We start from the raw sequence: 25,465 nt of genomic DNA, 5'->3' as shown, positions 1-25,465 counted from the left end.
GTCCGGGGCCGGTCAGGTCGGGGAGCCTGCCGGACCGGGCAGCGCCGCGTCCAGCGCGCGCAGCAGGCCGTCCGTCGTGGTCCGGTCGCGTACCGCCACCCGGACCCAGTCCGCGCCGAGCCCCGGGAACGTGTCCCCGCGGCGCACCGCGTACCCGAGGTCGCGCAGCCGCCGCCGTACCCCGGCCGCGTCCGCGACGCGGACCAGGACGAACGGTCCCTCGGCCGGCTCCGCCACCCGCACCCCGCGCGCGGCGAACGCGGACAGGCCCGCCACCAGGTGGGCCCGGTCGGCCGCGATCCGATGGGCCGCGTGCGCCGCCTCCGCCAGCGCCCGGGGCGTCACACACGCCCGCGCCGCCGCCAGGGCCGGCGTGGACACCGGCCACAGCGGCTGGGCCCGCGCCAGCTCCGCGACGGTCTCCTCGGCCGCCAGGAGATAGCCGATACGCAGCCCCGCCAGACCCCAGGTCTTCGTCAGGCTGCGCAGGACGACCAGGCCGGGCACATCCGTCCGGCCGGCCAGCGCCTCGCGCTCGCCGGGCACCGCGTCCATGAACGCCTCGTCCACCACCAGCGTCCGCCCGCGGCGGGCGAGCCGGACAAGCGTCGCGGCCGGGTGCAGCACCGAGGTGGGGTTCGTCGGATTGCCGATCACCACCAGGTCGGCGTCCTCGGGGACATCCGCCGCATCCAGCCGGAAGCCGTCCTCGGCACGCAGCAGCACCCGGTCCACCGTGTGCCCCGCGTCCCGCAGCGCCGCCTCCGGCTCCGTGAACTGCGGATGCACCACCACCGGCCGGCGCACCTTCAGGGCGCGGGCGAGCAGCACGAACGCCTCCGCCGCGCCCGCGGTCAGCAGCACCCGGTCCGCCCCGACCCCGTGCCGTGCCGCCACCGCCGCCCTCGCGGCCCGCCCGTCCGGGTAGGCCGCGAGAGCGGTCAGCGACTCGGCGATCCGCTCCCGCAGCCAGTCAGGCGGGGTGCCATTACGGACATTGACCGCGAGGTCGACCAGCGCCGAGCCGTCGTCGCGGACCTCCGCGTCGCCGTGGTGGCGCAGATCGGGTACGGCGGCGTCCTCAGTGGGCATGGGCGTGCCCGCCGTGCTGGTGCCCTCCGAGGTGGTGGCCGTCGTGGTGGCCGTCGTCGTCCGGGTGGAAGTGCGGCTGCTGCGGCAGGCCCACCTTGTCCTCAAAACCCGGCAGCGCGATCCGGTACACGCACGCGTCGCAGTTCATCCGCACATCGCCCTGGACGGCCTCCGCGTACCGCTCCATCACCAGGTCGAGCAGTTCCGGCTCGGGCCCGATGACATCGGCGCAGCGCACGTCCAGCTCCGGGTGCGCGGCGGCCCAGCCCTCGGCCTGCTGCCGCACCCGCTCCGGGAGGACGCCGGTGAACAGGAAGTACGGCAGGACCACGATGCGGCGCGCCCCAAGGCGGGCACACCGGTCGAGGCCGCTCGGCACGTCCGGCGCCGCCAGCGACACGAACGCCGTCTCCACGCCCGCGTACCCGCGTCCCTCCCACAGCAGCCGCGCCGCCTTGTACACCTCGGCGTTGGCGTCCGGGTCGGTGGAGCCCCGGCCGACCAGCAGCACCGTCACATCGGCCCGGTCGGCGGGTGTGCGGGCGGCGCCGCCGAGCGCCTCGTCGAGCCGCCGCTCCAGCACGTCCAGCAGCGCCGGATGCGGGCCCAGCGGGCGGCCGTAGGCGTACGAGACGCCGGGATGCCGCTCCTTCTCCCGGGCCAGCGCCGCCGGTATGTCGCCCTTGGCGTGGCCCGCGGACACCAGCATCAGCGGCACGGCGGCGAACCGGCGCACGCCCCGCTCCACCAGTGCGGTCACGGCCTCGCCCAGCGGCGGCGGGGACAGCTCGATGAAGCCGCCCGCCACGGGCAGTTCGGGGTGACGACGGCCCAACTCCCGCACGAAGGACCGGAACGCCTCGGCTCCGGCCTCGTCCCGGGTGCCGTGGCCGGCGATGAGCAGAGCGGGCGGCGGGGTGGTCACTGAATCTCCTCGGTCGGTGAAGTCGGGTGGTACAAAAGGGCGTTGAGGGCGGCGGCGGCCACCGCCGAACCGCCCTTCTCGGAGACGTTGCTGACGGCGGGCAGCCCGCTCGCGCGCAACGCGGCCTTGGACTCGGCCGCGCCGACGAAGCCGACGGGCAGACCGATGACGAGCGCGGGGGAGGCGTCCAGCGTCAGCAGCTCCTCCAGGGCGGTCGGCGCACAGCCGATCACCCAGAGCGCCCCGGGTCCGACGTCCTCGTACGCGAGCCGGACCGCCTGCGCCGAACGGGTCAGCCCCGGCTTGGACTCGGCGTCCCGCAGCCGGCAGACGGTCCTGCGGCGGGTGATGCCGGCCGCGACCATCTCCACGTCCACGACGACCGGCGCCCCGGCGTGCAGCGCGGCGTGCGCCCGCACCAGGTCGTCCTCGGCCATGACGAGGTCGTGCGCGTAGTCCAGATCGGCGGCGGAGTGGATGACCCGCTCCACCACGGCCCGGGTCAGCGGCGCGAAGCGCGAGGTGTCAAGACGGGCGCGCAGCCGCCGGTAGGACTCCTGCTCGATCGGGTGGATCACACGGTTCACCGGGACTCCTCCTGCCGGGTGTCCTGCCAGCGGTAGCCGCGCGGCGTCACCATGCGTCCCGCGATCTCACGGGTCGCCGTGTTGCCCACCGTCACGACCGTCATCATGTCCACCCACGCCGCATCGAGCGCCCCGAGGGTGGACAGCCTGCTCGACTCGTCGGCCCGCGAGGCGTTGCGTACGACACCGACCGGGGTGGCCGGCGCGCGGTGCTCGGCGAGGATCGCCAGCGCCCTGGGCAGCTGCCAGGCGCGGCCCCGGGAACGCGGGTTGTAGAACGTCACCACGAGGTCCGCCGTGGCGGCGGCCCGCACCCGCCGCTCGATCACCTCCCACGGCGTGTGCAGGTCGGACAGGCTGATCGACACATGGTCATGGCCCAGCGGCGCGCCCAGGACCGCCGCGCCGGCCAGCGCCGCCGTCACGCCCGGCACGCCGACCACGTCGATGTCGTCGGACGCCTCGGCGAGCGCGGGCGACGCCATCGCGTACACGCCGGCGTCCCCGCTCCCGATCAACGCGACCGCATGGCCCGCACGGGCCTCGGCGATCGCCGTCCTGGCCCGCTCCTCCTCGGCGCCGAGGCCCGACTCCAGGATCCGGGTGCCCGGCCGCAGCAGGTCACGGATCTGCTCGACGTACTGATCCAGACCGACGACCACCGAGGCGCGCCGCAGTTCGGCCCCGGCGCGTGGCGTGAGCAGATCACGGGCGCCGGGTCCGAGCCCGACGACCGCGAGCCGTCCGCGCGCGGGCCGCCGGACCACCGCGCAGGTCGCCGTGGCGGGCCGCCCGGCCGACTTCCGCTTGGGCACGAGGAGTTCGCCGCCGCGCAGCAGAGCGGCGGCCTCCGCGACGGACGGGGTGCCGACGGCGGCGAGCGGCGCGGCGGACGGGTTCGGCACGTCGACGCCCGCCAACTCCTCGGCGGAGCAGGTCTCCAGGGGCACACCGAGCCGTGCGGCGGCGGCCACGATGCCCGGCTCCGCGGACTTGGCGTCCACGGTGGCGAGTTCGGCGACGGACGCGGCCGAAAGACCGGCGTTGCGCAGGGCGTCCGCGATCAGCTCCAGCACCTCCTCGGCCGGGGCGCCGCGGGAAGCGCCGACACCGACCCTCAGCGTCGGCGGGCGCACCACCACCTCGCGCGGTCCGGGTACGACGTCCCGGTCGGTCACCCGGATCGTGTACGCGCCCTCGGCGGCGACCGGCAGCGGCGGCAGCGGCCAGGTCACCTCGGCGTCCAGGGCGACCGGCTCGCCGTCCAGCAGCGCCCGGGTGACGGCCGCGACGGCGCCCTCGGCCGGCAGCCCGAGAGTGTCGAGGCCGGGCACGCCCACCGCGTCCGTCGCCGTCGTCACCACCGGCGTCGCCGCCAGCAACCCGCCCACCTCACGGGCGAGTTCGTTGGCTCCGCCGCCGTGCCCGCCGACCAGCGACACGGCGAACCGGCCGCCCTCGTCCACGCACACCACGCCCGGGTCGGCCGTCTTGTCGCCGAGCAGCGGCGCGATCAGCCGTACCACGGCCCCCGTCGCCAGGAAGCACACCAGCTGCTCGCACTCCGCGAACGCGGCCCGTACGGCGTCCTTGACCGGGCCGTCGTACACCCGGGTGCGGTCCGGCCAGGCCGTGGCCAGCCGGTCGCGCGCCGCCGCCCCCGCAGCCGTGGCGGAAATCAGGCCGATCACTGAGCAACTCCTTCGACACGCGCGTGGGGCCGTTCGCCCCACAGCAGGAACACGGGATTGGTCGCGGCCAGCCGGGTCACATCCCCGGGCAGCGGTGCGAGCCGCGACGACTGCAGCAGCACGCCGTCGCAGGAGAACCCGGCTGCGGTGAGCGCCGTGCGCGCCGCCGGCACCCGGTCCAGGGCGGCCACGGCGATCACCACCGTCCGCCGGGCCCGCCGGGCGCACTGCGTGACGACGGCGGGCAGCTCCCGGCCGCCGCCGCCGACGAACACGGCGTCGGGGTCGGGCAGTGCGGTCAGTACGGCCGGCGCCGTCCCGTGCACCGCCCGTACGTCGACGCCGTGCGCCGCCGCGTTGGCACGGATCCGCTCGACGCCGTCCGCGCTCTTCTCGACGGCCACGACGGCGGCACCGAGCCGCGCGCACTCCACGGCCACCGAACCGGAGCCCGCGCCGACGTCCCACACCAGGTCGCCCAGGCGCGGCCCGAGCCGGGCCAGGGCAAGCGCCCGCACCTCGAACTTGGTGATCATCGAGTCGCGGTGGACGAACTCGGCCTCGTCCAGGGCCCACCGGGACGGCCGGGCGTCCGGCCCGGCCACCGTGCGCACCGCTCCCGGCGCGCGTGCCTCGTCCAGGCAGACGACCACGTTCACCGCGGTGCCCCAGTCGCGGGCTGCGGCCTCGGCGGGCGTGACCCGCTCCACCCGCTCACGGGCGGGGTCGCCGAGCGCGCTCGCCACGACGAGGACCCGGCCCGCGTCGAGCGCGGCCCCCAGCTCGGCGGGGCCCGCGCCAGGACCGGTCAGCACGGCCACCTTGGGGTGCGCCCGGCACACGTTGACGGCGGTGCGCAGGGCCCGCCCGTGCGCGCTGACCACGACCGCGTCGTCCCAGGACAGCCCGATGCGCGCGAACGCCGTCGCGACCGACGAGACACCGGGCCGCACAGCGAGCAGCCCGGACCCGAACCGCTCGGCCAGCGCCCGCACGATCCCGAAGAACCCCGGATCCCCGGAGGCCAGCACCACGACCGGCCGGGCCGCCCCGACATAGGCCGCGATGGTGTCGAGGGCGGGTCCGAGCGGCCCGAGCACCAGCCGTTCGGCCCCCTCCGGCAGCGGTACGGCGTCCAGGTGCCGGCGCGCGCCCACGACCAGCCCGGCACCGGCCAGGACGTCCTGCCGTACCGGCGCCCCGGTACCCGTGCCGACGACGGTGATCAACGGCCTCACGGGGTCGCGCCCCGCTCACGCAGTGCCCTGCGGGCCTCGGGGTCGGCCCTGCGGAAGCCATGGAAGTGACCGGGGTGGTAGAGGTGCGAACGGGTGCCGTGCGCGTCCAGGGCCGGGCCGACCAGGAAGAGCGTGTGCTTCCACAGCCGGTGCTGCTTGACCGTCTCCTCCAGCGTGTCGATCGTGCAGCGCACCACCAGCTCGTCGGGCCAGGTCGCCCGGTACGCGACCAGCACCGGGGTGCCGGTCGGATAGCCGCCCTCCAGCAGCTCCCGCACCAGCTGCCCGCTGCGCGCGGCGGACAGGAACACCGCCATGGTCGTGCCGTGCCGGGCGAACTCGCGCACCTCCTCGCCGGCCGGCATCGGCGTCTTGCCCCCGCCGAGCCGGGTAAGCACCACGGACTGCGCCACCTCGGGAACGGTCAGCTCCCGCTGGGCGATCGCGGCGACCGCGGAGAACGCGGAGACCCCGGGCACCACCTCCGTCTCGAGCCCGATCTCCGCGCACCGGTCGAGCTGTTCCTGGGTGCCGCCCCACAGGGCCGGGTCGCCGGAGTGGACCCGCGCGACCCGCAGCCCCTCGGCGTGCGCCTGCCGGTAGACGGCGACGACGTCCTCCAGCGCCATGGTCGCCGAGTCCAGGATCCGCGCGCCCTCGCGGGCGTGGTCGAGAACCTCCGCCTGGACCAGGCTGGCCGCCCAGATCACCACATCGGCCTCGGCGATGGCGCGCGCGGCACGGAACGTCAGCAGATCGGCGGCGCCCGGGCCGGCACCGACGAAGGTCACCTTGCCGGTGGGGGCATCGGCCATGGGAAGGGGTCCTCTCGTACGAAATATCACGGTTGGTGCGGTGGGTGCGCGGGCCGGATGCGCGCGGTCGGCGGCTGATCGGATAGCAAGGGCCCATGGCTGTCTTCGTCGCGCTCGGCGCGTTCCTGATGACGCTGGCCGGCGGCTGGACGGCACAGCGGGTGACCGACCGCCGCCACCTGGTTCTCGGCCTGGCCGGCGGCCTGATGCTGGGCGTGGTCGGTTTCGATCTGCTGCCGGAGGCGCTGGCGGTGGCCGGCCGGGAGGTGTTCGGCGTGCCGGCCGCCCTGCTGCTGTTCGTGGCCGGCTTCCTCCTGGCCCATCTGGTGGAACGCCTCCTGGCGGCCCGCCGCACGGCCCACGGCGCCACAGAACGCACGGCGCCCGCGGCGGCGGGCCGGGCGGGTGGCGAGGCTCAGCCTCTCGGCCGCTCGGGTTCTGCGGTGTCCGGTCCCGCGCCGGGGGCGGATCGGGCGGGTGGCGGGGTCCAGTCCTTCGGCCCGCCGGGTTCCCCGGTGTCCGATCCCACGTCCGCGGCGGACCGGGCGGGTGGCGATGCCCGGCCTCTCGGCCGCTCGGGTTCTGCGGTGTCCGGTCCCGTGCCGGCGGGGGACCGGGCGGGTGGCGGGGTCCAGTTCCTCGGCCCGCCGGGTTCCGCGGTGTCCGACCCCGCGTCCACGGCGGATCGGGCGGGTGGCGATGCCCGGCCTCTCGGTCCGGCGGGCTCGCCCGTGTCCGACGCGGTGCCGCAGACCGCCGGGGTGCCGCGCTCCCACGACCACCGTTCGCCCGAGGTGGGGCTCACCGCGGCCGGTGCGATGGTGGGGCACAGCGCCATGGACGGCGTGGCCATCGGCGCCGCCTTCCAGGTCGACGGCGGCATGGGCGTGGCGGTCGCGCTCGCGGTGATCGCCCACGACTTCGCGGACGGCTTCAACACGTTCACCCTCACCAGCCTGTACGGCAACGCCCGCCGCAAGGCGCTCGCGATGCTGTTCGCCGACGCCTGCGCCCCGCTGATCGGCGCCCTGTCGACGGCGCTCTTCACCATCCCCGAGCAGGCTCTCGGCGGCTATCTCGGCCTCTTCGGCGGTGTGCTCCTGTACCTCGCCGCGGCCGAGATCCTGCCCGAGGCGCACCACCGGCACCCCGCCCGCTCGACCGTGCTGTGCACCATCGCGGGGGCCGCGTTCATCTGGCTGGTGGTGGGCGTCGCCGGCTGAGGGCGCCCCGACGACGCTCACAGTTTGCCGCCGCGGGAGCCGTCGCGCCGGGCCGGCGCGATGAGCGTGGACAGATACGGCAGCGGCGCCCCGTCCAGGTCGGCGGCGGGCCGGACCGACTCCTCCGGCAGGCCGAGCGCCGAGCCCCACACGGCGTCCTGGAGCCGCCCGGTGACCCGCAGCGCCTCGGCCACCTCCCCGGCCTGCCGCCCGAACTTGTACGCGACGACCGTGCCGGGCCCGGCCAGCGCGTCCTTGAGCGCGGACGCCCCGGCGGTCACCGGCACCAGCGTCAGCGGCTCGGTCCCCTCCGTCAGCACGGCGCCCGACCGGGCCGCCAGGTCCTGCATCGCGGTGATCCCGGGCACGGTCTGCACGACGGTCCCCGGTGCCAGCCGAGCGACCGTCTGGGCGAGATAGGTGAACGTGGAGTACACGTTCGGGTCGCCGATGGTCGCGAAGGCGACGGTCCGGGCCTTACGCAGCAACCCTGCGACCCGCTCCCCGGCCGCGTCCCAGGCGGTCTCCCGCCGGGCCCGGTCCGTGCGCTCGTTGAGCGCGAACACCACCCGGACCACCTTCTTCGCGGGCACGTAGTGCAACACGGTCGCCTCCGCGCGCCCGCGCTCCCCGGTGTCCATCACCGGTACGACCACGACATCGGCGGCGCGCAGCGCGTTCACGCCCTTCACGGTCACCAGCTCCGGGTCGCCGGGACCCACCCCGACCCCGATCAGCCTGCTGCTCATGACGTCCGGCACCTCTCCACGAACCGACGGGCCACGCCGGGCCGGGCGGCCCAGTGCGTATGCAGATAACTCGCGTGCACCCCGTGCTGCACAAAACCCTCGACGCGCCGCTCCGGGCCCCGCACGCCCCACGCCGGGGCCGTCCCCGCGCCCGGCGCGACGACGGTCCGGTGGAACTCGTGCCCCCGCATCCGGGTGCCCGCCCCGGCCAGCACGCTGTCGCTGACGGCGACCGCGTCCCGGTAGCCGAGGATGAGCCGCTCAGTCATCCGCGCGCTGGCGTCCAGCACCCCGCACATGGGCCGGCCGTCCAACTCCCGGCACAGATACAGCAGTCCGGCGCATTCCGCGGCGAGCGGCGCACCTCGCCGTGCCAGCCCGGCGACGGCCTCGCGCAGCGGCTCGTTGGCGGACAGCTCGGCGCCGTACATCTCGGGAAAACCACCGCCGATGACCAACCCGGCCGTGTCGTCGGGCAGTTGCTCGTCCCGGAGCGGATCGAAGGTCACGACGTCGGCGCCGGCGGCGGTGAGCAGTTCGGTGTGCTCCGCGTAGGAGAACGTGAACGCGGGGCCGCCGGCGACGGCCACGGTCGGCGCCGCCCGCCCGGCCGGCGGCTGTGAACCCGCCGCGGCCGAGGCGGGGTTCCAGGGGGCCGAGCCCTCCGGAAGGGGACCCGCCGCTCGGGCAAGCGCCGCCAGCGCGCTCACATCGCACCCCTCGGACACCAGCGCCGCCATCGCCCGCACCGCGTCGACCGCCGCCGACCGGCGCTCGGCGACCGGCACAAGCCCCAGATGCCGGGACGGCGTCGCCACGGCGGCCGCCCGCCGCAGCACCCCCAGCACCGGCACCCCCACCGACTCCAACGCCTCCCGCAGCAGCTCCTCGTGCCGGTCGGACGCCACCTTGTTCAGGATCACCCCGCCGATCCGCATCTGCGGATCCCAGGACACGAACCCGTGCACCAGCGCCGCCACCGACCGCGACTGCGCGGACGCGTCCACCACCAGCACGACCGGCGCCCGCAGCAGCTTCGCCACCTGCGCCGTGGACCCCAGCTCGCCCTCCCCCGCGGCACCGTCGTACAGCCCCATCACGCCCTCCACGACGGCGATGTCACAGCCGTGCGCCGCGTGCAGGAACAGCGGGCCGACCAGCTCGGGACCGCACAGATACGCGTCGAGGTTGCGGCCCACCCGCCCGGTGGCCAGCGCGTGATACCCGGGGTCGATGTAGTCGGGGCCGACCTTGTGCGGGGACACGGCGAGCCCCCGCCCGGCCAGCGCCGCCATCAACCCGGTGGCGACCGTGGTCTTGCCGCTGCCCGACGCGGGCGCGGCGATGACCAGACGGGGTACGGACCTCACCACTCGATGCCCCGCTGGCCCTTCTGGCCCACGTCCATGGGGTGCTTGACCTTCGACATGTCGGTGACGAGGTCGGCGAAGTCCACGAGCCCGGCGGGCGCGTGCCGCCCGGTGATCACCACGTGCTGGGCGCCGGGCCGGTCGCGCAGCACCTCGATCACCTCGCCCGTGTCCACCCAGCCCCAGTGCAACGGGTACGCGAACTCGTCGAGCACGTACAGCCCGTACGTCTGCGCCGCCAGGTCCCGCTTGACCTGCTCCCAGCCCTCCCGGGCCTTCTCCGCGTTACCCAGGTTGTTCGGATTGTCCAGTGTGTCCCGCTGCACCCAGGACCAGCCCTCGCCCATCTTGTGCCAGACGACGGACCCGCCCTCGCCGGAATCGCCGAGCACCCGCAGCGCCCGCTCCTCGCCGACCCTCCACTTGGCCGACTTGACGAACTGGAACACCCCGATCGGCCAGCCCTGGTTCCAGGCGCGCAGCGCAAGCCCGAAAGCGGCCGTGGACTTGCCCTTGCCCACACCCGTGTGGACCACGACGAGCGGACGGTTGCGCCGCTGACGCGTCGTCAGCCCGTCGTCGGGCACCACACTCGGCTGTCCCTGCGGCATTACGCGGCCCTCCTCGGCGCGCCCTGCACATCCCTGACCAGACCGGCGATCGCATCAGCACGCAATGCGTCCAGCGTGACGGCCGTACCTCCCAGCTCGTCAGCGAGCCGCCCGGCGAGCCCGAGCCGCACCGGCCCCGACTCGCAGTCCACGACCACCGAGGCGACCTGCTCGGCCGCGAACAGCCGCGCCGCACGCCCGGCGAGGGCGACCGGATCGGGGCCGCCGGTGGCGCGCCCGTCGGTCACCACCACGACCAGCGCCCGGCGCGCCGGATCCCGCAGCCGCTCCAGCCGCAGCACCTCGTGCGCCTTGAGCAGCCCGGCCGCGAGCGGCGTCCGCCCGCCGGTCGGCAGCGACTCCAGCCGGGCCGCCGCCGTGTCCACCGACGAGGTCGGCGGCAGCGCGACATCGGCCGCCGTGCCCCGGAACGTCACCAGTCCCACCTTGTCCCGCCGCTGGTAGGCGTCGAGCAGCAGCGACAGCACCGCGCCCTTCACCGCACCCATCCGCTGCCGCGCCGCCATCGACCCGGAGGCGTCCACGACGAACAGCACGAGATTGGCTTCGTGACCTTCGCGCACCGCCTGCCTGAGATCGTCACGGCGCAGCACAAGCCCGGGTCCGGTGCGGCCACGCGCCCGCTGGTGCGGGGCGGCGGCCCGCACGGTGGCGGCCAGATGCAGCCTGGTCAGCGCACCCCGGGGCCGGCGGGCGCCGGTGGTGCGCCCGTGCTCGGTCCGCGCCCGGGACCGCCGTCCGGCGGCACCCTCACCGATCCCGGGCACGCTCAGCGCCTTGGTGCGAAACGGTTCGCCGGCCCGTACGGCCGACTGCTCCCGCCCGCCGGACGCCTGCGGCTCGCCGCCCTCACCGGCCTCGGGCGGTGCGGCGGTGTCCCCGTCGCCCTGCGGGCCGCTGTCGGGCCCCGGCTGCCCACCGCCGTCGCCGGGCCCATCGGGATCGGGATCGTCGTCGCCCTCGTCCTGCCCGGAGAACTCCTCCAGCGTGTCGTCCAGCCTGTCCTCGTCCAAGCCAGGCGCGTCGAACGGATTGCGTCGGCGCCGGTGCGGCAACGCGAGCAGCGCCGCCTGCCGTACGTCCTCGGCGAGCACATCGGTCCGGCCCGCCCAGGCCGCCAGCGCGGTCGCCGTGCGCGCCATCACGATGTCGGCGCGCATGCCGTCCACCTCGAACGCGCTGCACACCGCCGCGATCTGCCGCAGCGCGCCATCGCCCAGCAGCACCCGCGGCAGCAGTCCCCGAGCCGCGAGGACCCGTTGCCGTACGGCGGCCTCTTCGCCGGCCCAGCGCGCGGCGAAACCGACGGGGTCGTCGTCGTAGGCGAGCCTGCGCCGCACGACCTCCACTCGCTGCTCCGGCTCCCGCGAGGCGGCCACCTCGACGGTCAGCCCGAACCGGTCCAGCAACTGCGGGCGCAGTTCGCCCTCTTCGGGGTTCATGGTGCCGACCAGCAGAAAACGCGCGGCATGCCGCACGGAGACCCCTTCGCGCTCGACGTACGAGGCACCCATCGCGGCGGCGTCCAGCAGCAGGTCGACCAGGTGGTCGTGGAGCAGGTTGACCTCGTCCACGTAGAGGATGCCGCGGTGCGCGTCGGCGAGCAGGCCGGGCTCGAAGGCCTTCACGCCCTCGGCCAGCGCTTGCTCGATGTCCAGCGCGCCGACCAGCCGGTCCTCGGAGGCGCCGACGGGCAGCTCGACCACGCGGGCCGGCCGTTCGACTCCCGGGCCCGGTTTGTGCGGCCCGTCCGGGCACGCCGGATCCGGTGCCGCCGGGTCGCAGGAGAAGCGGCATCCGGGGACGACCGCCACCTGCGGCAGCAGCGCGGACAAGGCGCGTACGGCCGTGCTCTTCGCGGTCCCTTTCTCCCCTCGGACCAGCACTCCGCCCACGGCAGGGCTCACTGCGTTGAGGAGCAGGGCCAGCCGCAAATCGTTCTGCCCGACGACGGCAGTGAACGGATAGGGGATACTCACGCCGAGATCACTCCTTTGAGTGGCTGGTGCGATGACCGTGCGTCGCAGGCCGTTGCAGCTGACAGGGTGTGGGCATGTTCCCCGCTGGCGCGGGGGTGATCCGGGCACCGCCAAATCGACGGCCGTCCGCGCGCTGTTGTCCCCGCCGACGCGGGGGTGCGGAGAGCGTTCATTCGCCGCCCTCCAGATCTCCCTCAAGTTCGAGGTAGGTGTCCCGGAGCCGGTCCAGGGTCTCCTGGTCCGGCTCCGCCCAGAGGCCGCGGTCCGCCGCCTCCAGCAGGCGCTCGGTGATCCCGCGCAGCGCCCATGGGTTGGACTTCTTCATGAAGTCCCGGTTCTCGGCGTCGAAGACGTACTCCGCGCTGAGCTTCTCGTACATCCAGTCGTCGACCACGCCCGCCGTCGCGTCGTAGCCGAACAGGTAGTCCACGGTCGCGGCCATCTCGAAGGCACCCTTGTAGCCGTGCCGCCGCATCGCCGCCATCCAGCGCGGATTGACCACCCGCGCCCGGAAGACCCGGTGTGTCTCCTCGCCGAGCGTCCGCGTCCGCACCTGGTCCGGTACGGCCGAGTCGCCGACATACGCCTCCGGCGAGGCCCCGGTGAGGTGCCGCACCATGGCGACCATGCCGCCGTGGTACTGGAAGTAGTCGTCCGCGTCGGCGATGTCATGCTCTCTCGTGTCGACGTTCTTCGCCGCTACCGCGATCCGCCGGAACGCCGTCTCCATGTCGCCGCGCGCCGCCCGCCCGTCGAGCCCACGTCCGTACGCGTAGCCGCCCCAGACGGCGTACACCTCGGCCAGGTCGGCGTCGGAGCGCCAGTTGCGTGCGTCGATCAGCGGCAGCAGTCCGGCGCCGTACGCACCCGGCTTCGAGCCGAAGACGCGGGCCGTCGCGCGCCGCCGGTCACCGTGCTCGGCCGCGTCCTGCTCCACATGCGCCCGCACATAGTTGGACTCGGCGGGCTCGTCCCGCTCCGCGACCGCCCGTACCGCGTCATCGATCAAGGCGACCACATGCGGGAAGGCGTCCCGGAAGAAGCCCGAGATACGGACCGTGACATCGATACGGGGCCTGCCGAGTTCGGCGAGCGGCACGATCTCGAAGCCGGTCACCCGGCGCGAGGCGTCGTCCCAGACCGGGCGGCAGCCCAGCAGCGCCAGGATCTCCGCGATGTCGTCGCCCTGGGTACGCATCGCGGACGTACCCCAGACCGTCAGACCGACGGACTTCGGGTACTGGCCGGTGTCGCTCAGATACCGCTGCACCAGCGAGTCGGCGAGCGACTGACCGACCTCCCAACTCAGCCGGGACGGAATGGCCTTGGGGTCGACCGAGTAGAAGTTCCGGCCGGTCGGCAGGACGTTGACCAGTCCGCGGGTGGGCGAGCCCGAAGGACCCGCCGGGACATAACCGCCGTCCAGCGCGCGGAGGATGTGCCCGATCTCGTCGCCGGTGCGGGCCAGTCGCGGTACGACCTCGGTGCACGCGAACTCCAGCACGGCCACCGCGTCGGGGAGTTCGCCGCCCAGCACCTCGCGGACCAGGGGCGCGCTCTCGGCCGTCGCCCAGCCGCGGGCCTCCATGCCCTCCGCGATCCGCCGGCACAGCTGCTCCAGCAGGTCGATCGCGTCGGCGGCCGTACGGGACGGGCCATGCACCAGGTCCGTCAGCTCCACCGGCACCTTCACCGCAGCGCCGGGCTCGGCCAGCAACTCCTTCTCGACCAGCCCGAAACGGGCGGCGAGACAGGCCCTGAGCCCCGGCAGGGCGTCGGCCTGCCCGCCCCACACCTGGGACGCCCGCAGGACGGCCAGCACCAGGTTCACCCGCGGCTCGCCGACCGGGCCGCCACCCAGGATGTGCAGGCCGTCCCGGATCTGCACATCCTTGATCTCGCACAGATAGCCGTCGATGTGCATGACGAACTCGTCGAACTCATCGTCGTCCGGCTGGTCGTCGACCTGCAGATCGCGGTGGAGTTCCGCTGCCCGCACCAGCGTCCAGATCTGGCTGCGCACCGCGGGCGCCTTCGCCGGGTCCAGGTCGGAGACCAGCGCGTACTCGTCCAGCAGCTGCTCCAGCTTGGCCAGGTCGCCGTAGGTGTCGGCGCGGGCCATCGGCGGCACGAGGTGGTCCACGACGGTGGCGTGGCCGCGCCGCTTGGCCTGGGTTCCCTCACCGGGGTCGTTGACGATGAATGGGTAGACGAGGGGCAGCTCGCCGAGGACGGCGTCCGGGGCGCAGCCGGCGCTCAAACCGAGGCCCTTGCCCGGCAGCCACTCCATCGTGCCGTGCTTGCCCATGTGCACGACCGCGTCGGCGCCGAAGCTGTGCTCCAGCCAGCGGTAGGCCGCCAGATAGTGGTGGGACGGCGGCATGTCGGGGTCGTGGTAGATCGCGATGGGGTTCTCGCCGAAGCCGCGCGGCGGCTGGATCATCACGACGACGTTCCCGAACCGGAGGCAGGCCAGCACGATGTCCTCGCCGTCGACGTACAGGCCGCCCGGCGGCTCGCCCCACGCCTCCAGCATGGCGTCGCGCAGCTCGGGGTCGAGTGTGTCGAACCACGCCCGGTAGTCGGCGAGCGGCACCCGGGCGGGCGCGGCGGCCAGTTGCTCCTCCGTCAGCCACTCGACGTCGTGCCCGCCGGCCGCGATCAGCCGGTGGATCAACTCATCGCCGCCCGCGGGGTATTCGGTGAGCGAGTAGCCCGCCTCGCGCAGCGCGTCCAGCACCCGGACCGCCGAAGCGGGCGTGTCGAGGCCGACCGCGTTGCCGACCCGGGAGTGCTTGGTCGGGTACGCCGTGAACACCAACCCGATCTTCTTCTCGGCGTTCGGCCGGTGCCGCAACCGGGCGTGCCGCACGGCGATTCCGGCGACCCGCCCGGCCCGCTCCGGGTCGGCGACGTACACCGGCACATCGTCGGGTCCCCGCTCCTTGAACGAGAACGGCACGGTGATCAGCCGTCCGTCGAACTCCGGGATGGCGACCTGCATCGCCGCGTCCATGGGGGAGAGCGCCGCGTCCGACGCCGCCCACGCCTCCCGCGACGAGGTGAGGCACAGCCCTTGCAGCACGGGGACGTCGAGGTCGGCGAGCGCCCCGACGTCCCAGCTCTCCTCGTCGCCGCCGGCCGACGCCTGCGAGGCGTGGGTGCCGCCCGCGGCCAGCACGGTCGCCACCAGCGCGTCGGCCCGGCCGAGGACCCGGTACAGCCCGGCGTCCGCGCCGCGCAGCGAACCGCAGTACACGGGAAGGGCGTTGGCGCCGCGCGCCTCGATCGCGTCGCACAGGGTGTCCACGAACGCGGTGTTGCCGCTCAGTTCGTGGGCCCGGTAGAAGAGCACACCGACGGTCGGGCGGTCCGCGACCAGGGCGCGCTCGCCGTGGACGCCGTACTCCGGCATCTTCCGCGGTTCCTCGAAGCCCTCGCCGGTCAGCAGCACCGTGTCGGACAGGAACCGGGCGAGTTCGCCGAGATTGGCGGGCCCGCCCTCCACCAGATAGCGCAGCGCCTGCGCCACGACACCCGCGGGCACGGACGACTCGGCCATCAACTCGGCGTCCGGGACGGCCTCGCCGCCGAGCAGCACGGCCGGCACGCCGGACGCCCGCACCGCGGCCAGCCCGTCCTCCCAGGCCCGCTTGCCGCCCAGCAGCCGGACGACGACGAGGTCGGCGCGCCGCAGCAGCGCCAAAAGCTCCTCGGCGACATCGATCCGGGTCGGGTTGCCGATCAGATAGGACGCGTCGGCGGCACGCGCCGCCAGCAGATCGGTGTCGGCCGTCGACAACAACAACACTGTGCTCATGCGGGCGCTCCCGGTGGAATGAAGGGCAGTCCTCGTGGCGCGCCCGACTCGATGAGCCGCCACAGCGTGTCCGTGTCCGCGTGCTGTTCGATCAGATCGCCGAGCCGGTCGAGCCGCTGCTCGCGCAGCGCGGCGAAGCAGGTGTCGGCGGCCGGTACGAAGCGGCGGCCCGCGGCGGCCGCCACCTCGCGCAGGAACGCCCGCCGGAAACCGTCCGACTCCAGCGCGCCGTGCCAGTGCGTGCCCCAGGTCCGGCCGACCCGGCAGCCGTCCAGGAAGGGCTCGCCGCCCGTGACGTCGGCGACGCCGTGGTGGATCTCATAGCCCTCGACATGCTCGCCGAGGGCCGCGCCGGTGGGCCGGGCGAGGGTCTTCTCGCGGGCGAACCGCACCCGCACCGGCAGCAGGCCGAGCCCCGGCACCTGTCCGGCCCGCGACTCGACCTCGTCCTCGATGTGCTCGCCGAGGATCTGGAAGCCGCCGCAGATGCCGAGGACCGGGCGGCCCTCGCCGGCCCGGCGGCGCAGCGCCCGGGCCAGGCCGCGCTCCCGCAGCCACTCCAGGGCCCGGACGGTGCCCCGGGTCCCCGGGACGACCACGAGGTCGGCGTCGGCCATCTCCTCGGGACGGTCCACGAACCGCACCACCACGCCCGGTTCGGCGGCCAGCGCGTCCACGTCGGTGAAGTTGGACATGAGCGGCACGGCGCACACGGCGATCCGCAGCACATCCTCGCCCACGGGTTCGGTGGCGGCCGACTCCCGTACCGCGCCGCGCAACGAGACCGCAAGCCCGTCCTCCTCGTCGATGCCGAGTCCGTGCCGGAACGGCAGGACGCCGTAGGCGCGCCGCCCCGTCAGGGCGTGCAGCATGTCCAGGCCCGGCTCCAACAGGCCCACGTCCCCGCGGAACTTGTTGACGAGGAACCCGGCGACCAGCTCCTGGTCCTCGCGTGACAGCAGCGCCACGGTCCCGAAGAACGACGCGAAGACGCCCCCGCGGTCGATGTCACCGACCACCAGCACGGGCAGCCGCGCGCCCCGCGCGATGCCCATGTTCACGATGTCGGTGCGCCGCAGGTTGATCTCCGCCGGGCTGCCCGCGCCCTCGCAGATCACGGCGTCGTACGTGGAGCGCAGCGTGGCGAGACAGTCGAGGACGGTGCCCAGCAGCCGCTGCTGCCGCCCGCCGTGGTAGCCGCGCGCGCTCAGTTCGCCCACGGCCCTGCCCAGCAGCACGACCTGACTGCTCTGTTCCCCGCCGGGCTTGAGCAGCACCGGGTTCATCAGCGCGGTCGGCTCGATCCGGCACGCCTGGGCCTGCATGGCCTGGGCCCGCCCGATCTCGGCGCCCTCCCGGGTGACGAACGAGTTCAGCGACATGTTCTGCGCCTTGAACGGCGCGACCTTGACCCCCTGCCGCACCAGCCACCGGCAGATTCCCGCGGTGACCACGCTCTTGCCGGCGTCGGAGGTGGTGCCGGCGACGAGGAGACCCCCACCGGTCATGACCCGTGTCCCTTCGCGGTGAGGCGCGCGGCGGCCACCACGCCGAGGGCGAGCAGGCCGACCCGGCGGGAGAGCCGTACGGCACGTTCGATGTCCGCGACGGCGACGGCACGGCCGCCGCCGTTGAGCACGGCCCGGTGCTCGACGCGCCCCCCGTACGAGAGGGTCCCGCCGAGCCGCACCCCCAGCGCCCCCGCGAAAGACGCTTCCACGGGACCGGCGTTGGGGCTCGGATGCCGGCGGGCGTCGGCCCGCCACGCCCGTACGGCGCCCCGCGCATCGGGCCCGCAGACGGCGGCGAGCACGGCGGTGAGCCGGGCCCCCGGCCAGCCGGCGACGTCGTCGAGCCGCGCCGCGGCCCAGCCGAACCGGCGGTGGCGCGGCGAGCGGTGCCCGACCATCGCGTCGAGGGTGTTCACGGCCCGGAACCCGACGAGCCCGGGCACCCCGGCCAACGCCCCCCACACCAGGGCCCCGACGACCGCGTCGGAGGTGTTCTCGGCCACGGACTCCACGACCGCACGGGCGATCCCGTCGGCGTCCAGGGCCTGCGGGTCCCGCCCGCACAGATGCGGCAGCCGTGCCCGGGCCGCCGCGACGTCCCCCGTGCCGAGGGCCCGCCCGATCGCCCGGGCCTCCCGGGCGAGCGAAGTGGCGCCCACCACCGCCCAGGTGGCGGCCCCGGTGAGCGCTACGGAGGCGGCGGGGGAGGGGCGTACGGTCCGCTGGGCCACGGCCGCGAGGGCCGCGGCGCCGCCGACGCACACGGCGGTGTGCACGGCTCCCCACCCGCGGTGGTCCCGCCACAGCGCCCGCTCCGCCGCGCCGGCCGCACGCCCGAACACGGCGACCGGATGCCCGCGGCGCGGATCGCCGACGAGCAGGTCACCGAGGAGGCCGAGGGCGGCGCCGTACGCGAAGACGCGCTCGGCACGCACCGGCTCAGCCGGCCGTGGGGTCGGGAAGCGACCTGGTGCTGTACCTCAATGCGCAGCCGAGCATGGCGATATGTCCTCACTCAGGGTGTCCACGCCCTGGTTCGACGAGACCGGCGGTGAGAGTTCCTGGCTCCCGGGAAGTTCTTTCCCGGTGACAGTGGCGGGACCGCGCCGGATTCGCACCGGCTTCCTCTCGTGCCGCCGTACATGGCTCCGGCAGTCCACCACGGCCCTGGAAGGGCCGTCAACTTGCCGTTGACCTGCGAGGGGAGAGTGTGCCGAGGCTCATACCGGCACCGTGGCACGCACGGTGCGGCACACGGAAGGCTCCCGCCCGGACCGGTCCGGACGGAAGCCTTCGTCGACCTCGGCGGGCGGCGGCCCCATGCCTAGGAGACTGCTGAAGATCTTGCTTTGACCGCCCGGCTTACCCCTGATTGCCGGTAAATGTCAATCGACCCAAAGCGGAGCAAGCCGGGCGCGATTTCAAGATTTGCAGGATGCTCCTAGGCGGTGATCAGGTGGATCCCGTAGGCCACCGCGGCGGCGCACGCCGCGAAGCAGGTGTACGCGGCGGTCAGCGCGAGGCCGGCGGATCCGCCCCGGGCGGCGGCCCGTTCGCGGCGCGACAGGCCGGCCACGCCGAGGGTGAAGACGGCCACCAGCGCCACGGTGACCGCGAGACTGACGCCGAAGACGGAGCCGAGGGCCGCCCAGTCGATCTTCATGCAGATGCTTCCTTGGGTACCGGAGGGAGGGGGTGGGGGAGGGGGCCGTACGGTCAGACGGCGGCGGCCGGCGGTACGGCCTGGTCGGCGACGGCCGGGCCCGCGGACACCGGCGGAGACGGGATCGTGGCCGTCAGATTCTCGGCCGGGGTACCCACCGCCGGAGGTGCCACGGCGGCGATCGCGGCGGTCACCACACCGGCCGGCTCGCCGGTGTCATTGACGTTGCTGTGGTCGACGACCTCGCGCCGGGACACCTTCCAGATCGCGGCGGCGGCTGCGACCAGGAAGACGGCCACACACCCGGTGCCCCAGTCGCCGAGATCCGTGACGGTCTCCGCGAGCGCGCCGACCAGCGCGGCGGCCGGCAGCGTCAGCGCCCAGGCGACGACCATCCGGGTCGCCGTGGACCAGCGGACCACGCCGCCCTTGCGGCCCAGACCCGCGCCCATCACGGAACCGGAGACGACATGCGTGGTGGAGAGGGAGAAGCCGAGGTGCGAGGAGGCCAGGATGGCGGTCGCCGCACTGGTCTGGGCGGCGAAGCCCTGCTGCGGCCGAAGGTCGGTCAGGCCCTTGCCCATCGTGCGGATGATGCGCCAGCCGCCGAGGTAGGTGCCGAGGGCGATGGCGAGGCCGGCGGAGAGTATGACCCAGGTGGGAGGGTTGGAGCCGGGGGCGAGGGCGCCGCCGGCGATCAGTGCCAGGGTGATGATGCCCATCGTCTTCTGGGCGTCGTTCGTGCCGTGGGCCAGGGAGACCAGGCCCGCGGAGGCGATCTGGCCGGCCCGGTAGCCCTTCTCGGCGGCCCTGCCGTCCGCCTTCGCGCCGAGCCGGTACGACAGGCGGGTGGCGAGCAGCGCCGCCACGCCCGCGACGACCGGCGCGGCGAGCGCCGGGATGAGGACCTTGGTGACGAGCGCGTCGCCGTGCACGGCGCCCGCGCCGGCGGAGGCCACGGTGGCGCCGATCAGGCCGCCCATCAGGGCGTGCGAGGAACTGGAGGGCAGGCCCACCAGCCAGGTCAGCAGGTTCCAGAGGATCGCGCCCACCAGGGCGGCGAAGATGACCTCGGGACGGATGCCGGTCTCGTCGACGAGACCTTTGGAGATCGTGTTGGCGACCTCCACGGAGAGGAAGGCGCCCACCAGGTTGAGTGCGGCCGACATGGCCACCGCGACCTTGGGCTTGAGCGCACCGGTCGAGATGGTCGTGGCCATCGCGTTGGCGGTGTCGTGGAAACCGTTCGTGAAATCGAACGCGAGTGCGGTGATCACCACAATCGCGAGGATCAGCGAGAAGCTTTCCATTTACCCAGGCAATCGTTCGAAGTCATTGGCCGGTTGAACGTAGGCAACCTGGATGAACGGAAGGTGAACTGAGGAGGGATTCATGGTGTCGCCGACGGCGCTCCCGCGGTGGCCGCCGTGACCCGTTGAGGAGACCTGGGTCACCCGGCAGGATCAGGGCATGGACGAGGGCATGGACGAGGTCATGGATCAGGGCACCGATCGGAGCATTCCGCAGGGCGTTCCTCAGGGCATGACGGCACAGGTGGCACACGCCTGGGAGGCTCTGGTCGGCGCGGCTCGCCGCACCGTGTCCGACGGGCTGGTCGTCGGCACCTCGGGGAATGTCTCGGTGCGCGTCGGCGACACCGTGCTGGTCACGCCCTCGGGTGTGCCGTACGACCGGCTCACGCCGCACGACGTGACCGGCGTGCGCCTCGACGGCCGGCAGGTGCTCGGCACGCTGGTGCCCACCAGCGAACTGCCCATGCACCTCGCCGTCTACCGCGCCACGGACGCGCGAGCCGTCGTCCACACCCACGCCGTGCACGCCACGGCCGTCTCGACGCTGGTCTCCGAACTGCCCGCGATCCACTACATGACGGCGGCGCTCGGCGGCCCCGTCCGCGTCGCGCCGTATGCCACGTACGGCACCGAGGAACTGGCCCGGAACATGCTCCGCGCCCTCGCCGGCCGCTCCGGCTGCCTGCTGCGCAACCACGGCACCCTCACCTACGGCACCACCCTCGACCAGGCCTACGACCGCACCGCCCAACTGGAGTGGATGTGCCGCCTGTGGCTGACGGCATCCTCGGTACCGGGCCACACCCCCACCCTCCTGACCCCCACCCAACTGACAGAAGCAGCAACGCACCTCCACACCTACGGCCAGCCCCCAGAAACACAGAACGCCGCAAGCTAGGACCACGAGAAACCGCGCGCCAACCGCCCCAGGGGCGCGGGGAACGGCGCAACAAACCACAGACACCCCGCACCGAGACCACAACGCGCACCCCCTCCCCGGGGGCGCGGGGAACTGCGCAACAAACCACAGGCAACCCGCACTGGCAACGCAACGCGCACCGCCTCCCCCGGGGGCGCGGGGAACTGGGCAACAAACCACAGGCAACCCGCACTGGCAACGCAACGCGCACCGCCTCCCCCGGGGGCGCGGGGAACTGGGCAACAAACCACAGGCAACCTGCACTGGCAACGCAACGCGCACCGCCTCCCCCGGGGGCGCGGGGAACTGGGCAACAAACCACAGACATCCCGCACTGGCAACGCAACGCGCACCGCCTCCCCCGGGGGCGCGGGGAACTGCGCAACCCGGCCGAAGAACCCCCCGTTTCCACTGGCCCCCCATCCCCCTCCCCCAGCACACTGGATTCCGTGCGCACTGTCACAGCGACGGCCGCCGCCCTCACCGCGGCCCTGGCAGCCGGCGCGGCCGGCGTGGCCGCCGGACGCCTGGCGAGCGACGCCGCGCTCAAGGCGCCCGCCGGCCGGCCCCTGCCCACCGAACCCCGGCTCACCGTGCACGGCACGGCCGCGGGCCAGATCACCCTCACCCGCGACCTGGCCTCCCTGCGCCCCGGCACCTACGGCCTCGCGGGCGACGGCTCACACGCCGTCGTCGGCCCGGTCCTGGAATCCGTCCGGAGCACCGCCGACACGGTCGTACGCCGTCTGCAAGGCGTCACCCACGGCACCCTCGGGGTCGGCGACAAGGTCTGGCTGACCCCGAACGTGCACATCGGCAACCCGGCCTCCGCCCTCGACCTCGACCACGCCGACATCGACGTACCCGGCGAACTCGGCCCGCTGCCCGCGTGGTTCGTGCCCGGCGACCGGGACATCTGGGTGATCGCCGTGCACGGTCTGGGCACCACCCGTGAACAGGCCCTTAACGTCATGGAATTCCTGCACCGCAGGCGCCTTCCGGTGCTCGCCCTCGCCTACCGCGGCGACCTCGGCGCACCCCGCAGGCCCGATGGCCTGAACCACTTCGGCGAGACCGAGTGGCGCGACCTGGACGCCGCGATCCGCTATGCCCTCCGGCACGGTGCCGGCCGCGTGATCCTGCTCGGCTGGTCCACCGGCGCCACCATGGCCCTGCACGCCGCCGCCCGCTCACCCGAACGGGACCGTATCGCCGGGCTCGTCCTGGACTCGCCGGTGCTGGACTGGCCGGCCACGCTGCGCGCCCTGGCTTCGGCCCGCCACACGCCGGACGCCGTGCTGCCGCTCGCCGTGCGCGCCGCGCAGGGGCGCACCGGTCTGCACCCCGACGGCCTCGCCGACGCCGCCGACCCCGCCCGGCTCGATGTGCCCACCCTGATCATCCACGGCCCGGGCGACACCGTGGCCCCCTGGGCGTACTCCCGGCGTCTCGCCGACCGCCGCCCGGACCGTGTCGCCCTGCACACCGTCCCGGACGCCCCGCACGCGGCCATGTGGAACGCCGACCCCGAGGAGTACGAGGAACAGCTGCGCCGGTTCCTGACTCCGCTCATGTAATCCATTCCGTTTAACTCCGTACCGGTGGCCTGATCGTGGCCCGGCCGCCCCAGCCGGACCCGTGCGTTGGCCACCCCCGTCGCCCGCCGTGACATTCCGTTTGGGTTTTCGGACCGTCAACCGGGAGACTGCCCCCGTGACGTCCCGTATCCCGCGCGACTCCAGGCTTCGACTCGTCCGACCGCGACCCCTGGCCGCCGCCCCCAGAGCTGTGAACCAGCGGCGCCCGAGCCGCCCCGCACCCCGGCCACCGGAAGGCACGCCCGCCCCCGCGGAGCTGGCCAGAATGGCGCGCTCCGGCCTGGCGGGTGCGGCCCGCGTCGCCCACTGGGCCGACGCCGCCCTCGGCCCCGGCCGCGCCGGGGCCACCGAGGACGGCAAGGCCACCCTCTCCGACGCGGCCGCCGAACGCGCGGCCGGCGATCTGCATCTGACCGTGGCCCAGGTCCGGGCCGACTGGGACACCGCCCGCCTCGCCGGCCTGGTCGAGGTGCACGGCGACAGCGCCCGCCCCGGCTGGCGGCTGCGTGCCTGGGACCGGGACGACAGTGCCGTACTGCGCGGCTGGGTCGCCCTGTTCGACGCCTGGTCGCTGGCCCATCCGGAACCCGCCGAGCACGAGCACGCGGTCGTCGCGGACGTGGTCTCGGCCATGCCTCAGGTGCTCTCCTTCCTCCAGTTGTCCGCCGGCCCGGTCCCGGTCGAGCAGCTCCTCGACCTGCTCCGGCAGCGGGTGACCGAACTGCGCACCGAGCGCTGCGAAGTCCCCTACGAGCCCGGTCCGGACGATGCCCCGGGCGCCGCGCTCCCGACGGCAGACGCGCCCGCCGCGCCGCCGCCCGCGCCCGCCGAGGACACCCTCCTCGCCCCGATCCTCGACTGGGCCCTGCACGCCCTCGCCTCCGTCGGCGCCCTCACCTACGGCGACGGCCAGGCCACCCTCACCCCGCTCGGCAGCTGGGCGGTGTGGGTCAAGCTGGAGCAGATCTGCGTGGCCGCGCAGAGTCCGGCCGGGAACATCGAACAGTCCGCCGAGGACATGCTCCGCGGCTGCGCCCAGCTCCGCCCCAACGCCGCCCGCGCCGAGTACCGCGCCTGGCTCGCCGCCCGCCCCGTCGGCAGCGCCGTCACCGAACTGATCGGGGCCGCCCGCGGCGACGACGCGCTGCTGCGCGGCCTCGCCTTCGAGGCACTGCGGGTCGTCGGCGCCCCCGCCGAGCCCGATGTGCACGGCGTCGTCGACGAGCCCACGCTGCGGCCCTACGCCCTGCTGTGGCTCGCCGAGCACGACGGGGCCGACCCGGAGGACGCCCACGAGGTCCTCACCCGCGAAGAGGCCACGTGGCTGTGGGTCGACACCGCCGCCGCCGTCGCCGACCACGGCGAGGCGCCGATGCTCGTGCGTCATCTGGAGTCCGCGGTGCAGCCCACCGTCCCCCGGCTGCTCGACGAGGTGCGCGCGGTGGGGCACCCGCGCACCGTGCAGGTCCTGGTCGCGCTCGCCGCCGCGCACCCCGACCCGGCCCTGGCCAAGGCGGTGCGCCGGGCCGCTTTCCAGGTGCACACCGGCGGATAGCGCGCGGCCGAGCGGGTCAGATCCCTATCTCGGGGGCGTATGTCCCGAAGCTCCAGATATTGCCCTCGGCGTCCCGGGCCGTGTAGTCCCGCGAGCCGTAGTCCTGGTCCGTCGGGGGCATCACGATCTCCGCGCCGTGGTCCACGGCGCGCTGGTGATGCGCGTCGACGTCGTCCACCACGATGTACACCCCCGCCGGGCCCGCGTCCCTCATCAGCGTGTCGAAGACGCCGCCGCGGCCCTTGGAACCCAGCATCACCGCACCGTTGCCCTGCACCAGCTCGGCGTGCAGCACCAAGCCGTTCTCTCCCTCGTACACCGACAGCTCGGTGAATCCGAAGGCCTCCGTGAGCTGTTTGATCGCCGCCTTCGCGTCCGCGTACAGCAGCGTCGGATAGATGCTCGGACGCCCTCCGCCCGTGCCTGCCATGCCGATCACTCCCCTGTGAACATGCCTCACCTGTGTCCGTCGACGGGCCCGTCGGTCCCGTGGATCCGACCTGCCGCCCAGTCTTGCACCCGGCACTGACAACGCCCGGCGGCAACCGGCCCCCGCTTCACCGGAACGTGTCGCACCGGCCCATGCCCCGATCCGGCACCCGAGCACCCGAGCGGCCGAACGGGGGACGGCCGAAGGCCCCCTTGCGTGTCGCACCCGCCCGCCCCGCCGCCCCGCCCCCGCCTGACTACGCTCTGCGCCTGCCCCGGCCGCCCCGGAAGGGCAGTGCGGACTGGGCGGACGGGACGGCCCCGAGGGACCGGCCGGCCTGTGGCCGAAGGCGCCG

General features: G+C 74.2%; 20 protein-coding genes and 1 riboswitch. Of the genes, 4 read left to right on the top strand and 16 right to left on the bottom strand.

The genetic code is table 11. The annotated features are described in order from the left end of the window. Positions 1 to 12: 12 nt before the first annotated feature. The 6 genes from cobC to cobM are packed head-to-tail and all read right to left on the bottom strand — an operon-like array spanning position 13 to position 6,348. Positions 13 to 1,092 (bottom strand): Rv2231c family histidinol phosphate aminotransferase CobC, encoded by a 1,080-nt coding sequence (cobC, locus tag ABT245_RS23880; RefSeq protein ID WP_351736728.1) that lies wholly within the window; start codon positions 1,090 to 1,092, stop codon positions 13 to 15. Further along, the gene (locus ABT245_RS23875; RefSeq protein WP_351736726.1) at positions 1,082 to 2,017 is read right to left on the bottom strand and encodes a sirohydrochlorin chelatase; all 936 of its coding nucleotides are present in this window, start codon (positions 2,015 to 2,017) and stop codon (positions 1,082 to 1,084) included. Before ABT245_RS23875 ends, cobC begins: the two co-directional genes overlap by 11 nt. Then, entirely contained in the window at positions 2,014 to 2,604 is a 591-nt protein-coding gene (locus ABT245_RS23870; RefSeq protein ID WP_351736724.1) for a precorrin-8X methylmutase, read from the bottom strand. The genes ABT245_RS23875 and ABT245_RS23870 overlap by 4 nt, the downstream gene beginning before the upstream one ends. Further along, a complete protein-coding gene (cobJ, locus tag ABT245_RS23865; protein WP_351736722.1) occupies positions 2,601 to 4,295 on the bottom strand; it encodes a precorrin-3B C(17)-methyltransferase in 1,695 nt (564 codons plus the stop codon). The genes ABT245_RS23870 and cobJ overlap by 4 nt, the downstream gene beginning before the upstream one ends. Further along, positions 4,292 to 5,524 (bottom strand): precorrin-6y C5,15-methyltransferase (decarboxylating) subunit CbiE, encoded by a 1,233-nt coding sequence (gene cbiE, locus ABT245_RS23860; RefSeq protein WP_351736792.1) that lies wholly within the window; start codon positions 5,522 to 5,524, stop codon positions 4,292 to 4,294. The genes cobJ and cbiE overlap by 4 nt, the downstream gene beginning before the upstream one ends. A 5-nt stretch (positions 5,525 to 5,529) precedes the next feature. Beyond that, complete coding sequence (gene cobM, locus ABT245_RS23855) at positions 5,530 to 6,348, bottom strand: precorrin-4 C(11)-methyltransferase (RefSeq protein ID WP_351736720.1); 819 nt, start codon at positions 6,346 to 6,348, stop codon at positions 5,530 to 5,532. Between the two features lie 95 nt (positions 6,349 to 6,443). Here cobM and ABT245_RS23850 point away from each other — a divergent pair, with 95 nt between their 5' ends. Next, the gene (locus tag ABT245_RS23850; protein ID WP_351736718.1) at positions 6,444 to 7,571 is read left to right on the top strand and encodes a ZIP family metal transporter; all 1,128 of its coding nucleotides are present in this window, start codon (positions 6,444 to 6,446) and stop codon (positions 7,569 to 7,571) included. Between the two features lie 17 nt (positions 7,572 to 7,588). Here ABT245_RS23850 and cobI read toward each other — a convergent pair whose 3' ends face one another. The 9 genes from cobI to ABT245_RS23805 all read right to left on the bottom strand — a co-directional run bounded on the left by cobI (position 7,589) and on the right by ABT245_RS23805 (position 20,605). Next, positions 7,589 to 8,320 (bottom strand): precorrin-2 C(20)-methyltransferase, encoded by a 732-nt coding sequence (gene cobI / locus ABT245_RS23845; RefSeq protein WP_351736716.1) that lies wholly within the window; start codon positions 8,318 to 8,320, stop codon positions 7,589 to 7,591. Continuing rightward, positions 8,317 to 9,693 carry a cobyrinic acid a,c-diamide synthase CobB gene (locus ABT245_RS23840; protein ID WP_351736714.1) on the bottom strand — a complete coding sequence of 459 codons (1,377 nt, stop codon included), beginning with the start codon at positions 9,691 to 9,693 and terminating at the stop codon, positions 8,317 to 8,319. The genes cobI and ABT245_RS23840 overlap by 4 nt, the downstream gene beginning before the upstream one ends. Beyond that, complete coding sequence (gene cobO, locus ABT245_RS23835; RefSeq protein ID WP_351736712.1) at positions 9,687 to 10,301, bottom strand: cob(I)yrinic acid a,c-diamide adenosyltransferase; 615 nt, start codon at positions 10,299 to 10,301, stop codon at positions 9,687 to 9,689. The genes ABT245_RS23840 and cobO overlap by 7 nt, the downstream gene beginning before the upstream one ends. Beyond that, positions 10,301 to 12,301, bottom strand: a complete 2,001-nt coding sequence (locus tag ABT245_RS23830) for a putative cobaltochelatase (protein WP_351736710.1) — start codon at positions 12,299 to 12,301, stop codon at positions 10,301 to 10,303. The genes cobO and ABT245_RS23830 overlap by 1 nt, the downstream gene beginning before the upstream one ends. Before the next feature lie 169 nt (positions 12,302 to 12,470). Beyond that, complete coding sequence (gene cobN, locus ABT245_RS23825) at positions 12,471 to 16,121, bottom strand: cobaltochelatase subunit CobN (RefSeq protein WP_351736708.1); 3,651 nt, start codon at positions 16,119 to 16,121, stop codon at positions 12,471 to 12,473. Further along, the gene (locus ABT245_RS23820; RefSeq protein ID WP_351736706.1) at positions 16,118 to 17,629 is read right to left on the bottom strand and encodes a cobyric acid synthase; all 1,512 of its coding nucleotides are present in this window, start codon (positions 17,627 to 17,629) and stop codon (positions 16,118 to 16,120) included. The genes cobN and ABT245_RS23820 overlap by 4 nt, the downstream gene beginning before the upstream one ends. Beyond that, positions 17,626 to 18,567 (bottom strand): cobalamin biosynthesis protein, encoded by a 942-nt coding sequence (locus ABT245_RS23815; RefSeq protein ID WP_351736704.1) that lies wholly within the window; start codon positions 18,565 to 18,567, stop codon positions 17,626 to 17,628. The genes ABT245_RS23820 and ABT245_RS23815 overlap by 4 nt, the downstream gene beginning before the upstream one ends. A gap of 101 nt (positions 18,568 to 18,668) precedes the next feature. Further along, a riboswitch (cobalamin riboswitch) is annotated at positions 18,669 to 18,808 on the bottom strand. A 265-nt stretch (positions 18,809 to 19,073) separates the two neighbouring features. Beyond that, the gene (locus tag ABT245_RS23810; protein WP_351736702.1) at positions 19,074 to 19,295 is read right to left on the bottom strand and encodes a hypothetical protein; all 222 of its coding nucleotides are present in this window, start codon (positions 19,293 to 19,295) and stop codon (positions 19,074 to 19,076) included. 53 nt (positions 19,296 to 19,348) lie between these two features. Then, positions 19,349 to 20,605: an inorganic phosphate transporter gene (locus tag ABT245_RS23805; RefSeq protein WP_351736700.1), complete on the bottom strand. Its 1,257-nt coding sequence runs from the start codon at positions 20,603 to 20,605 to the stop codon at positions 19,349 to 19,351. 160 nt (positions 20,606 to 20,765) lie between these two features. On the opposite strand from ABT245_RS23805, the gene ABT245_RS23800 reads away from it, so the two are divergent. The 3 genes from ABT245_RS23800 (at position 20,766) to ABT245_RS23790 (ending at position 24,680) form a co-directional block, all read left to right on the top strand. Next, on the top strand, positions 20,766 to 21,506 hold the full coding sequence (locus ABT245_RS23800; protein WP_502982174.1) for a class II aldolase/adducin family protein: 741 nt from the start codon (positions 20,766 to 20,768) through the stop codon (positions 21,504 to 21,506). Between the two features lie 470 nt (positions 21,507 to 21,976). Next, positions 21,977 to 23,104, top strand: a complete 1,128-nt coding sequence (locus ABT245_RS23795; RefSeq protein WP_351736698.1) for an alpha/beta hydrolase — start codon at positions 21,977 to 21,979, stop codon at positions 23,102 to 23,104. A 286-nt stretch (positions 23,105 to 23,390) separates the two neighbouring features. Further along, positions 23,391 to 24,680 carry a hypothetical protein gene (locus ABT245_RS23790; protein ID WP_351736696.1) on the top strand — a complete coding sequence of 430 codons (1,290 nt, stop codon included), beginning with the start codon at positions 23,391 to 23,393 and terminating at the stop codon, positions 24,678 to 24,680. A 16-nt stretch (positions 24,681 to 24,696) separates the two neighbouring features. Here the strand turns inward: ABT245_RS23790 and ABT245_RS23785 are convergent, their stop codons facing one another. Further along, complete coding sequence (locus ABT245_RS23785; protein ID WP_351736694.1) at positions 24,697 to 25,110, bottom strand: VOC family protein; 414 nt, start codon at positions 25,108 to 25,110, stop codon at positions 24,697 to 24,699. Positions 25,111 to 25,465 lie beyond the last annotated feature (355 nt).

The sequence above is a fragment of the Streptomyces sp. NPDC001508 genome, assembly GCF_040298665.1.
In the GTDB taxonomy this organism is placed as follows: domain Bacteria; phylum Actinomycetota; class Actinomycetes; order Streptomycetales; family Streptomycetaceae; genus Streptomyces.
Note: the sequence above shows the minus strand (reverse complement) of the source record. Positions and strands in the feature narration are given on the sequence as shown.

Bases quoted from the DNA above. Each gene is read 5' to 3' on its own strand.
- cobC (WP_351736728.1), bottom strand. From the start codon at position 1,092: ATGCCCACTGAGGACGCCGCCGTACCCGATCTGCGCCACCACGGCGAC.
- ABT245_RS23790 (WP_351736696.1), top strand. From the start codon at position 23,391: ATGGCGCGCTCCGGCCTGGCGGGTGCGGCCCGCGTCGCCCACTGGGCC.
- ABT245_RS23850 (WP_351736718.1), top strand. From the start codon at position 6,444: ATGGCTGTCTTCGTCGCGCTCGGCGCGTTCCTGATGACGCTGGCCGGC.
- cobN (WP_351736708.1), bottom strand. From the start codon at position 16,121: ATGAGCACAGTGTTGTTGTTGTCGACGGCCGACACCGATCTGCTGGCG.
- ABT245_RS23785 (WP_351736694.1), bottom strand. From the start codon at position 25,110: ATGGCAGGCACGGGCGGAGGGCGTCCGAGCATCTATCCGACGCTGCTG.
- ABT245_RS23800 (WP_502982174.1), top strand. From the start codon at position 20,766: ATGGACGAGGGCATGGACGAGGTCATGGATCAGGGCACCGATCGGAGC.
- ABT245_RS23805 (WP_351736700.1), bottom strand. From the start codon at position 20,605: ATGGAAAGCTTCTCGCTGATCCTCGCGATTGTGGTGATCACCGCACTC.
- cobI (WP_351736716.1), bottom strand. From the start codon at position 8,320: ATGAGCAGCAGGCTGATCGGGGTCGGGGTGGGTCCCGGCGACCCGGAG.
- ABT245_RS23810 (WP_351736702.1), bottom strand. From the start codon at position 19,295: ATGAAGATCGACTGGGCGGCCCTCGGCTCCGTCTTCGGCGTCAGTCTC.
- cobM (WP_351736720.1), bottom strand. From the start codon at position 6,348: ATGGCCGATGCCCCCACCGGCAAGGTGACCTTCGTCGGTGCCGGCCCG.
- ABT245_RS23820 (WP_351736706.1), bottom strand. From the start codon at position 17,629: ATGACCGGTGGGGGTCTCCTCGTCGCCGGCACCACCTCCGACGCCGGC.
- cobO (WP_351736712.1), bottom strand. From the start codon at position 10,301: ATGCCGCAGGGACAGCCGAGTGTGGTGCCCGACGACGGGCTGACGACG.